This window comes from Amycolatopsis sp. NPDC051372 (assembly GCF_040682095.1).
Classification (GTDB): Bacteria; Actinomycetota; Actinomycetes; order Mycobacteriales; family Pseudonocardiaceae; genus Amycolatopsis.
In genome coordinates this window covers 22,864-30,283 of sequence record NZ_JBFBAF010000059.1, presented here as the reverse complement: position 1 = coordinate 30,283, position 7,420 = coordinate 22,864, and the positions used below count along the sequence as shown (strand labels likewise).

Annotated in this window: 7 protein-coding genes and 2 pseudogenes; 3 read left to right on the top strand and 6 right to left on the bottom strand. The window is 72.3% G+C overall.

The features are described 5' to 3' along the window. Nucleotides 1-139: 139 nt before the first annotated feature. Nucleotides 140-1,095 (bottom strand): annotated as a pseudogene (locus AB0M56_RS48535) (UDP-glucuronic acid decarboxylase family protein). A gap of 71 nt (nt 1,096-1,166) precedes the next feature. Here AB0M56_RS48535 and AB0M56_RS48530 point away from each other — a divergent pair. The 3 genes from AB0M56_RS48530 to AB0M56_RS48520 are packed head-to-tail and all read left to right on the top strand — an operon-like array spanning nt 1,167 to nt 3,780. Continuing rightward, complete coding sequence (locus AB0M56_RS48530) at nt 1,167-2,060, top strand: polysaccharide pyruvyl transferase family protein (RefSeq protein WP_364189861.1); 894 nt, start codon at nt 1,167-1,169, stop codon at nt 2,058-2,060. Beyond that, a complete protein-coding gene (locus AB0M56_RS48525; protein ID WP_364189858.1) occupies nt 2,057-2,911 on the top strand; it encodes a glycosyltransferase in 855 nt (284 codons plus the stop codon). The genes AB0M56_RS48530 and AB0M56_RS48525 overlap by 4 nt, the downstream gene beginning before the upstream one ends. Next, the gene (locus tag AB0M56_RS48520; protein ID WP_364189855.1) at nt 2,890-3,780 is read left to right on the top strand and encodes a glycosyltransferase; all 891 of its coding nucleotides are present in this window, start codon (nt 2,890-2,892) and stop codon (nt 3,778-3,780) included. Before AB0M56_RS48525 ends, AB0M56_RS48520 begins: the two co-directional genes overlap by 22 nt. 47 nt (nt 3,781-3,827) lie before the next feature. Here the strand turns inward: AB0M56_RS48520 and AB0M56_RS48515 are convergent, their stop codons facing one another. The 5 genes and pseudogenes from AB0M56_RS48515 to AB0M56_RS48495 all read right to left on the bottom strand — a co-directional run bounded on the left by AB0M56_RS48515 (nt 3,828) and on the right by AB0M56_RS48495 (nt 7,183). After that, nucleotides 3,828-5,036 carry a glycosyltransferase gene (locus tag AB0M56_RS48515; RefSeq protein ID WP_364189852.1) on the bottom strand — a complete coding sequence of 403 codons (1,209 nt, stop codon included), beginning with the start codon at nt 5,034-5,036 and terminating at the stop codon, nt 3,828-3,830. Nucleotides 5,037-5,067: 31 nt separating this feature from the next. Further along, nucleotides 5,068-6,009 carry a glycosyltransferase gene (locus tag AB0M56_RS48510; RefSeq protein WP_364189849.1) on the bottom strand — a complete coding sequence of 314 codons (942 nt, stop codon included), beginning with the start codon at nt 6,007-6,009 and terminating at the stop codon, nt 5,068-5,070. A gap of 136 nt (nt 6,010-6,145) precedes the next feature. Further along, on the bottom strand, nt 6,146-6,331 hold the full coding sequence (locus AB0M56_RS48505) for a hypothetical protein (protein WP_364189847.1): 186 nt from the start codon (nt 6,329-6,331) through the stop codon (nt 6,146-6,148). 14 nt (nt 6,332-6,345) lie between these two features. Beyond that, nucleotides 6,346-6,612 (bottom strand): DUF4235 domain-containing protein, encoded by a 267-nt coding sequence (locus AB0M56_RS48500; RefSeq protein ID WP_364189844.1) that lies wholly within the window; start codon nt 6,610-6,612, stop codon nt 6,346-6,348. Between the two features lie 35 nt (nt 6,613-6,647). After that, a pseudogene (locus tag AB0M56_RS48495) lies at nt 6,648-7,183 on the bottom strand (SDR family oxidoreductase). Nucleotides 7,184-7,420: the final 237 nt, after the last annotated feature.

Here is a 7,420-nt window from a genome sequence, read left to right as displayed (position 1 = left end):
TGAAAAACGGCGTTGATCCCGAGTATGCGCATCGACCTGCCTCTGGCGTCCGGGGGCCCGCCGGCGGACCCGCGTTCGTCTATAGCGCTACCCGGCGAAGTCATAAATAAACGGCCGACGGCAAAAGCCCTGGGCGTCGCTACTCAGCGCGACGGACCTGCCGGAACCACGCCGCTGTGCGGCGGAGCCCGTCATCCGCGTCGATCTTGGGTTCCCATCCCAGGATGTCGCGTGCGAGGGAGATGTCGGGGCACCGCCGCTGCGGGTCGTCGACGACCGCGTCGACGCACTCGACAGCGAGCTGGAACCGGTGATTTGCTTCACGCGTTCGGCGACCTGACGGACGGTCAGCTCGTCGGGGTTGCCGAGGTTGACCGGCCCCGGATACCCGGAGCGAGCGAGCGCGACGAGGCCGCCGACGGTGTCCTCGACGTAGCAGATCGAGCGAGTCTGCTTGCCGGTACCGGTCACGGTGAGTGGCTCTCCGGCCAGCGCCTGCGTGAAGAACGCCGGAATCATGCGGCCGTCGTTCACGCGCATCCCGGGGCCGTAAGTGTTGAAGATCCGGGCGATGGCCGTGTCGACGCCGTGCTCCCGCCGGTATGCGGAGGTGAGCGCCTCGGCGTAGCGCTTGGCTTCGTCGTAGACGCTGCGCGGTCCGACTGGGTTGACGTTGCCCCAGTAGCGTTCGTGCTGTGGGTGTTCCAGGGGATCGCCGTAGACCTCGCTGGTGGAGGCGAGCACGAAGCGGGCGCCGTCGCGGCGGGCGAGTTCGAGTGCCTGCTCCGTGCCGTGGGAGCCGGCGCGCAAGGTTTCGATCGGCAGCGCGAGGTAGTCGCGCGGCGAGGCTGCGGACGCGAGGTGGAACACGACGTCCACCCGGTCCTCGTGGGGGATCGCTTCGGTGACGTCGTGGCGCACGAACCGGAAGCGGTCGTGGCGGCGGAGGCCCTCGAGCGTGGCGGCCGAGGAGGTCGCAAGATTGTCAACAGCGGTCACTTCGAGACCTTCGGAAAGCAGGAGTGCGCATAGGTGGGCGCCGACGAACCCGGCGCCTCCGGTCACCACGGCGCGATCGAATCGCCTGGTCGTCATGCCGTGGCGGCTACCTGGCGCAGATGGCGGCGAAACCGTGTGAGGCGGGCACGGGCGGGTACCCGAGGGGTATGCGAGTTCTGCTCACGGGTTGGGCCAGTTTTCTGCACGGAGAAGCGACGGCCGGTGACGTCCTGGGGTTGCGCGCTGCCGCGGCCGCGCTGGCGGCCGCGGGGATCGACCACGACGTCGTATGGAGCCTGGCGTTCCGCCCAGGCATGCTGCACCTGGACGCAGCATCACCCGGGGACTACACGCACGTGGTGTTCGGCTGTGGCCCGGTGCACGGGCCGCAGCTGCGTGACCTGCACGAACGGTACTCGGAATGCCGGCGCGTCGCGGTGGGCGTGTCGGTGCCCGACCCGGCCGACCCGGGCGACCCAGCCGACGCGGCCGTGACCGGGTTCCACCGCCTCCTCCCGCGTGACGACGCCACGACGTCGGCCCCGGACCTGTCGTTGGGCGCGGCCCTGTCGTCGGTGCCGGTGCTCGGGGTCGTGCTCGCGCCACGACAGCCGGAGTACGGCACGGCCGGTCGCCACGACGAGGTGCACGACGCGCTCACCGGTTGGCTGGCCGGCCTCGACTGCGCCCACGTGTCGCTGGATTCGCGGCTCGCGCACGAGGACTGGCAGCGGTGCGCCACCCCGGACCAGTTCGTGACCGCACTGTCCAGGATGGACGTGGTGGTCACGACCAGGCTGCACGGGCTGGTGCTGGGCCTCAAGGCCGGGGTGCCGGTGGTCGCGGTCGATCCCGTCTCGGGAGGCGGCAAGGTGACCGCACAGGGGCGCGCCCTGGACTGGCCCGTCGTCGCCGCGTCGGACGCGGGCGACCGCGCGCTGCTGGATGACCGGCTGGCGTGGTGCCTTTCGGCCGATGGGCGGGCCAGGGCAGCCACGGGCGCGGGGGGACCGGAGCCCACTTTGGCCGGTCTGATCGAAGAGCTGGTGAGCTCGCGGTGAGCGCGCGCACGACGGTGGTCGTCGCGACCCGGGACCGGGCTCGCGAGCTCGACCGGACGCTCGCGGAACTGTCCACTCTGGACCCTGAACCTCCGATTGTGGTGCTGGACAACGCGTCTCGCGACAACACCGCGGCCGTCGCCTCATCCTATCCGCAGGTGCGCCTGATCCGGCTGCCGCACAACCTCGGCGCCGCGGCGCGCAACCTGGGCGTCCGGGTGGCCGGCACGCCTTACGTGGCCTTCAGCGACGACGACTCGTGGTGGGCGCCGGACGCACTGAACAAGGCCGAGCGCATCTTCGGCGAGCACCCCCGCGTAGGTCTGCTCGCCGCCCGTACGCTCGTCGGCCCTGAGTGCCGCGAGGACCCCGTGATCCCGGAGATGGCGGACAGTCCACTGGGGCGGCCCGGCGACGCGCCCGGACCACTGGTGCTCGGCTTTCTGGCGTGCTCGGCGATCGTGCGCTGTGAGGCCTACCTCGAGGTAGGTGGCTTCAGCCCGCTGCTGCACTTCGGGGCGGAGGAGCAGTTGCTTTCCTACGACCTCGCCGCGCGCGGATGGGAGCTTTGTTACGTCGAGGACCTGCGGGCGCACCACCACCCGTCCCGCTCGCGGCCGCCGTCGTCGTGGCGCCGCCGCGCGGAGGCCCGCAACCGGCTGCTCATCGCCGTGCTGCGCCGGCCGTGGCGCGAAGTGCTGCGTACGGCCCGGAGCGCGCCGTCGGCCGTACTGGGCGCGCTGCCGCGGCTGCCGCGCGCCGTGCGCGAACGACGCGTGCTACCCGACCCCGTCGAACAGCAGGCCCGCACACTGGAAGGAACCGCGAAGTGCCCCGCATCTCGGTCGTGATCATCACCCGCAACCGCCGCGAACAGCTCCGGCGCACGCTGGCGCACATGACGTCGCTGCCCGACGAAGCTCCGATCGTCGTCGCGGACAACGCGTCCACCGACGGCTCGGCGTCGATGGTGGCGCGCGAATTCCCCGGCGTCCGGCTCTTGCGGCTGGACGAGAACCTCGGCGCGGTCGCACGCAATATCGCGGTCGCCGAGGTGACGACGCCCTACGTCGCGTTCTGCGATGACGACACCTGCTGGCAGCCGGGCGCACTGACCCGCGCCGGCGAGCTGCTCGACCAATACCCGGGCCTCGGTTCCGTGACGGGCCGGTGCCTCGTCGAGCCCGGGCTGGCGGAGGACCCGATCACCCCCGAGCTGCGCCACTCGCCCGTGGCCGGCCCGGACTGGCTCCCGGGCCCCGCGCTGCTCGGGATCATGGCCGGCCTTACCGCGGTGCGCGTCGACGCCTTCGGCGAAGTCGGCGGGTTCTCGCCCAGGATGTGGCTCGGCGGCGAGGAAGAGCTCTTCGCCCTCGATCTCGCCGCGCGCGGCTGGTGGATGTGCTGGGCCGAGGACGTCGTGATCCACCACGCGCCTTCGCCGCTTCGCGATCCCCGCCGCCGGCGGCGCCTGGGTATCCGCAACACGCTCTGGACGCTGCTCCTGCGCCGCCCCTGGCCCGCGGTCTTCCGCCGCGGTGCCGACGTGCTGCGCTCGGCGCCCCTGGACAGCGCGACGCTGGCCGCCCTGGGCGAGGTGGCGCGGGGACTGCCGTCGGTGCTGGCCGAGCGCCGCGTGGTGCCGCCGGCGGTGGAGGAAGGGCTGCGGCTGCTGGAAGGGCCGCAGCGGAAGTCGAAAGCTCGCCGCTACGTGGGCTGAGTGCGGGCCCTGCCCCGAGCGGGTGCGCCGCCGGGCAGGGCCCGTGGTCACTGTGCTTCCGCGGCTACGGCGAGTCCCGGCACGATCTTGTCGTATGCCCGGGCCGTGTCCGCCGCGACGCGGTCCCACGAGTAGCGCGCCCGTACCCGGTCCAGGCCGGCGACCCCGTACGCGTGGCCCAGCGCCGGGTCCTCGACGAGCAATCGCAGCCGCGACGCGAGCTCGTTCGCGCGGCGCGGGCGCACGAGCCGGCCGGTGACCCCGTCCACGACGGTGTCGGTGAGCCCGCCCACCGCGGCGGCCACGACGGGCACCCCGCAGGCCATGGCTTCCAGCGGGACGATGCCGAACGGTTCGTACCACGGCGTGCAGACCACCGCGTCGGCTGAGCGCAGCAGCGCGGGCATCTCCGAACGCGCCACCTGCCCGGCGAACCGCACCCGGTCAGCGACGCCGGACCGCTGCGCGAGGTCCCGCAGCCGCTGGGCCTCCGGGTCGGACGCCAGGCGCCCCTTCTCCGGGCCACCGGCGATCACGAGCTCGGTGTTTGGCAGCTGCGCGAGCGCGACGATCGCCGTGTCGAACCCCTTGCGCGGCACCAGCCGGCCGACAGCGACCAGGCGGTGGGCGGCCCGGCGCTTGGCGACGCGGCCGTCGGGGCTGAAGCGCTTGAGGTCGACGCCGCACGGCACGACGGAAATGCGGGTGCGTGGCACGCCCAGGCGGGAGAGCTCGAAAACCTCGTCGGAGCACGTGGCGATCACGCGGCCCGCGCGGCGGCCGATGAGGCGCTCCAGGCGAATCCGGTCGGTCGGGCTGGTGTCCTGGTCACCTTGGTAGCGCTTTTTCACCACACCCAGCGCGTGGAAGGTCTGCGCGGTCGGGGTGCCGGTGGCCTGGGCGGCCAGCGACGTGGCGATGCCCGACATCCAGAAGTGGGCGTGGGCGAGGTCGGGCCGCTCGGCGCTCCAGCGGTCGCGCAGGTAGCTGCCGAACGCGCCCATGTGCGGCAGCAGCTGGTCCTTGGGCAGCGTGCGCGCCGGGCCGGCGGGCACGTGCACGACGCGGTAGCCCTGGGGCGTCTGGAGCTCCTCGGCTTGGTCTGGGTTCTCGCGGCGGGTGTAGACGGTGACCTCGTGGCCGGCCCGTACGAGCGCCGCCGACAGCTCGGCGACGTGCACGTTCTGCCCGCCGGCGTCTTCTCCGCCCAGTGCGGCGAGGGGGTTCGCGTGCTCGGACACCATCGCGATCTTCATCGGGGTCGTGCTCCCTTCGGGTCAGCGGTGATCAGCGAGTGGTTTCGGTGAGGAGCTCGTCCCAGGCGCCCAGGAAGGCGTCGAGACCGAAGTGTTTCAGTGCGTACGCCCGCGCGTTCTGGCCCGCGAGCGCGGCGTAGTCCGGTTCGTGCAGGAGCTCGCGGAATCCGTCGGCCAGCACGGAGACGTCGGTGGAGAGCACCCCGGCCTCGGGCGGCACGGCGGCGACTGCTTCGGTCGAGGCGAACACGACCACCGGCATCGCGAGGTGCATCGCCTCCAGCAGCGACAGGCCCAGCGACGTCCAGCGCGCGGTGTGCAGGAACACCCGCCGGCGCGCGATCTCGTCGTGCAGCGCGGGCGCCGTGACGTCGCCGAGCCCACGCACGCGCCCGGTCAGCTCGTCGGTGCCCATGCCGAAGACGTCGACGGGCGCGACCTCGGCGAGTACGTCCAGAAGGTCGGCGCCGGTCACGCGGGCGCGGCGCACCGGCTCGTTGATCATCGAGACACCGGCCTCGAGCTCACCCGTGTAGCGCGTGCCGGGGTCGGGGATGCCGTGGGGGATGACCTTCGTGGGCGCGTTGCCGCAGTCCCACATGGCGTCGTTGAAATGCGTCACGTGCACGACGGTGATGTCCGAGCGCCCGGCCAGCGGGTGCTCGCTCGAGGCGGCGTAGGGCCGCGGAGCGTTGTGCTCGACGTAGACGATCGGCACGCCCAGCCGTTCGGCCACCCCGAGCTCCTCGGGCCGCTGCACTACCACGACGTCGGGTTCGGCTACGGCCACCGCGTCGAGCGGCACCTCGCTCGCCGAAGGCCAGTCACGCCCGGCGAGCCCGAGCCCCCACGGCGCGCCGGCGGGGGAGACCGGCAGGAGGCACTGGTGCCGGCCGCGGACGAAGGCGTCGGTCCACGAGCCGTGGACGTGCCACAGCAGCACGCGCAGGCGCCGGGGTTCGGGTGCGGTCATGGCACTCTGATTTCCCGGAAAATCCGCGTTAAACGTTGCCGGGAGAGGGGTACCCGGCCGCGATGACCGTGCGAGCGGAACGTGGGTGCAGGCGCCCGGCGGGCCCCGCTCCCCGATCGGGTCCGCCGGGCGCCGCTCAGTCGCCGCCGCGGAAGTTCTCCGACCCGCCGGGGTGTCCGCGCCGGGCGCGGCCCTCGTCGTCTTCGAGGGGGGTATCGCGCGGGTTGCGCCGCGGTGGTGCCGGTTCGTCCGGGTGATTGCCGCTTGAGTCCGCTTCGCCGGCCGGATGGCGCGGTTCTCGGGTGCGGGGTTCGTCGTCCATGGTGCCTCCAGGGTTCAGTTTTTGCCGGGCCACACAACGCAGGCCTTCTCGAAGGCGACTGCTCCGGTCCGTGCGGCGGCGGCCGTCACAGCATCGAGGATGGCGCCTTGCACGGCCCCGGCGATGAGGAGCTCTTGCCACGTGCGGTGCTTGTCGGTGGCGTTCCGCGCCTCGTTGTTCCCGGCGATCCGCTGCCACACCGGTGTGAGCACCCGGCCGGCCGCAAGCCCGCCAGGGGCGCTGCGGACGAGGTTCAGCTGGCTGTACAGGGTCTTGCTCATGCCTCGGGAGTACCCCGCGCGGCGCGGTCGGGAACCTACGGCGTGCGCCAGCTCTGGTCCGGGAACGCGGTGCCTGCCTGCGCGCCCATCAGCAGGAGCCCGCCGTCGACGACGAGGGACGCGCCGGTGATGTATCCGGCGGCCGGTGTGGCCAGGAACGCGACAGCGGCGGCGACCTCGCGGGCGTGACCCGGACGGACGAGCGGAATGCCGGGCCGGTCCTGCTCGCGCGGGTCGGCGTCGGTCTGGCCGGTCATCGGAGTGGTGATCTCGCCGGGCGCGACGGAGTCACGGCGATGCCGTGTTCCGCGAGTTCCAGCGCCAGCACCTGGGTGAGCGCGCCCGCGCCGGCCTTGGCCGCGCAGTAGGGCGCCGCGCCGACGCGGGGCACGTCCTCGTGCACGCTCGTGATGGTGATTATCCGTTCTCCTCGCCCGGCGGCGATCATGCGCCGCACGGCGCGTTGCGTACACAGGAATATCCCGGCGAGATCGACATCGAGCATGCGCCGCCAGGTCGCGAAGTCCATGTCGACGCCCAGCTCACGGCTGCCGGTGCCAGCGCAGTTCACGAGCACGTCGACGCCGCCGAGCTTGCCGGCCAGGTCGTCGACAACCTTGTTCAACGACCCGTTGATCAAGCGCTGCCATCCACCGGGTCGACGTCGTCCCGGTTGATGAGCAGGCAGCTCGCCTGCTCGTCGACGGCGCGCAAGCACATGGCCTGGTCCGGCCGGTCGCGGTGCCGGGGTGCGCAGCCCGAAGGAGACGAGGGTGGGCTGCACCGGCAGCAGCCATTCGTCGACGCC